We start from the raw sequence: 2,319 nt of genomic DNA on the forward strand, positions 1-2,319 counted from the left end.
AGTTCATGCACGCATTTGTCCGCCGGATAGACCGCCGCAGTCGCGTTCCACTCCACTAGCAAACGGTGGCGCTCGGTGTCCGGCAGGATGTCGAGTGCGGCAAGCGGCTGTTCTGGCGCCCGCTCCAGCACATCCACCAGTTGATCCAGTGCCCGGTGCATGTGCGCGCAGATCCTCTCCGGCTCAAGCTCGGAGACCACCTGCACATTCAGCCTAAAGCCCACGCCCAAGTCGTCCACCGAAAGGCAGAACGGATAGTTTGTCCGCTCCTCGGCCTCCAAAAGCGTGATACCTGCCCCAACAACCGTGACTGCGTCATCTACCGCCACTGCGCCATGCCGGTAGTTCAGAAGCCCACTGAACAGCGGCGCGTCGCCGCTAAGCCCGCTGCAGCGCTGCGCCAGCGCCAGAGGCGCGTGCTCATGCCGCATCAGGTCGCCCAAAAGCGCATGCGTCCGCCGCACCGCCGCTTCGGCTCCCGCAGTCTCAACCTCCAGCCGCACCGGCAGCGTGTTGATGAACAGGCCGAGCGCCCGATCCGCCCCTGCACCGCCCTGCATGCGCCCAAACAGCACAGAGCCGAACACCACGTCCTCGCGCCCGGACACGCGGCCAAGAAGCCGCCCGAAGGCCACGTGGAACAGGCTGGCAACGCTCACTCCGAGCACCCGCGCCCGATCCCGCAGACGCTCCGACAGCGCCGCGTCAACCGTCCGCCACGCTTCGGCAATGGCTGAGCCATCGCCACGCACCTCGGCCAGCCCGAACGGCAGCGTCGGTTCGTCCATATCCCCCAGAAGCTGCGTGAAGAAGGCCTCATGCTCTTCCCGGCTCACTCCGAGCCGCGCCTGGGCGACGAAGTTGCGGAACGGCACAGGCGCCGGCAGCGTATCGGCATGACCCGACAAAAGGGCCGCGACTTCATTGACCAAGAACCTTAGCGATGTATTGTCATCAATGAGGTGGTGCAAAAGCATTAGACCCAGCCAGCGGTCCTGCGCGGCATCATGGGCAATGACAACGCGCAGCAGCGGTGCTGCACGCACGTCCAGCCGGTAATAGCGCGGGTCAAAACGCACCCGAAGCTGCGCTGCGGCATCGCCGCCATCCGTTTCGAGCGCAATCTCCTCCACCACCAGCCGCGCCCGTCGCAGGACAACCTGCACCGGTTCGTTCAAACCCTCCCACAGAACCGCCGTACGCAGAACGTCGTGCCGCTCGATCACCCGATAAAGCGCCGCCACGAACCCGTCCAGTCGCATCCGGCTGTCGAAGCCAAACAGGCCCTGCAGGATATAGGGGTCGCCCTCCTCCTGCATCAGGTGATGGAACAGGAGGCCTTCCTGCAGTGGGGCCAGCGGATAGATGTCCTGGATGTTGCCCATGCCCCCGGGCACCGCCACCGCGATCCGATGGATCTCCTCCTGCGTCAGGTTCACAAGGGGCAGCATGTCCGCGGTGATGGCTTCGCAGCCGTCGGGGATCCGGTTAGCCGGAACCAGGATCTCGCCGCCGCTTCCCACGTCCACCGCCGCCGCCAGCCCTGCCAGGGTCGGCGTGGCAAACAGCGCCCGCACGTCGGCTGCAAACCCCTCCCGGCGCATGCGCTCGATCAGCCGCACGGCGAGCAGCGAATGGCCTCCAAGCGCGAAGAAGTGGTCGTGCCGGCCAACACGCTCCACACCGAGCAGTTCCGCCCACAGCGCGGCCAGGCGTTCCTCCGTCTTCCCGACGGGCGCCTCATAGGCGCGCGCCGCGAAGGCTTTCCCCTCCGGTGCCGGCAGTGCCTGCCGGTCGAGCTTGCCGTTCGCCGTCAGCGGCAGCGCCGAAAGCCGCACAAACGCCGCCGGAACCATGTAGTCGGGAAGGCCTGCCGCCACGTGCGCCCGCAGAGCCTCCGCGCCCGTTGCCCCGATCGGGCTCTCGCTATCGTCAGCGCCTGCGGCCGTATAATAAGCCACGAGCCGCTTCTCGCCCCCATCGTCCCCGCGCGCCACGACAACCGCCTCGCGCACCCCTTCATGCGCGCACAACTGCGCCTCGATCTCGCCAAGCTCGATGCGGAAGCCACGCACCTTCACCTGGAAATCGTTGCGCCCGATGAACGCCAGCGTTCCATCCGGCAGCCAGCGCACCAAGTCGCCAGTACGGTAAAGACGCGCCCCCGCATCGCCACTGAAGGGATCGGCCACAAACCGCTCCGCCGTCAGCTCCGGACGGTTCAGATAGCCCCGCGCAACACCTGCACCACCGATATAGAGCTCTCCCGCAACACCCACAGGAACCGGTGCTCCATGCCCGTCCAGAACATAAACCTGC

Annotated in this window: 1 protein-coding gene; it reads right to left on the reverse strand. The window is 66.3% G+C overall.

The genetic code is table 11. The features are described 5' to 3' along the window. Nucleotides 1-2,192: condensation domain-containing protein (locus ACTJKP_RS26725; protein WP_440632811.1), on the reverse strand; the 2,192-nt coding region annotated here is incomplete at its 3' end. Between the last annotated feature and the right edge of the window lie 127 nt (nt 2,193-2,319).

It is taken from the genome of Brucella sp. 22210 (genome assembly GCF_052045675.1).
Taxonomy (GTDB): domain Bacteria; phylum Pseudomonadota; class Alphaproteobacteria; order Rhizobiales; family Rhizobiaceae; genus Brucella.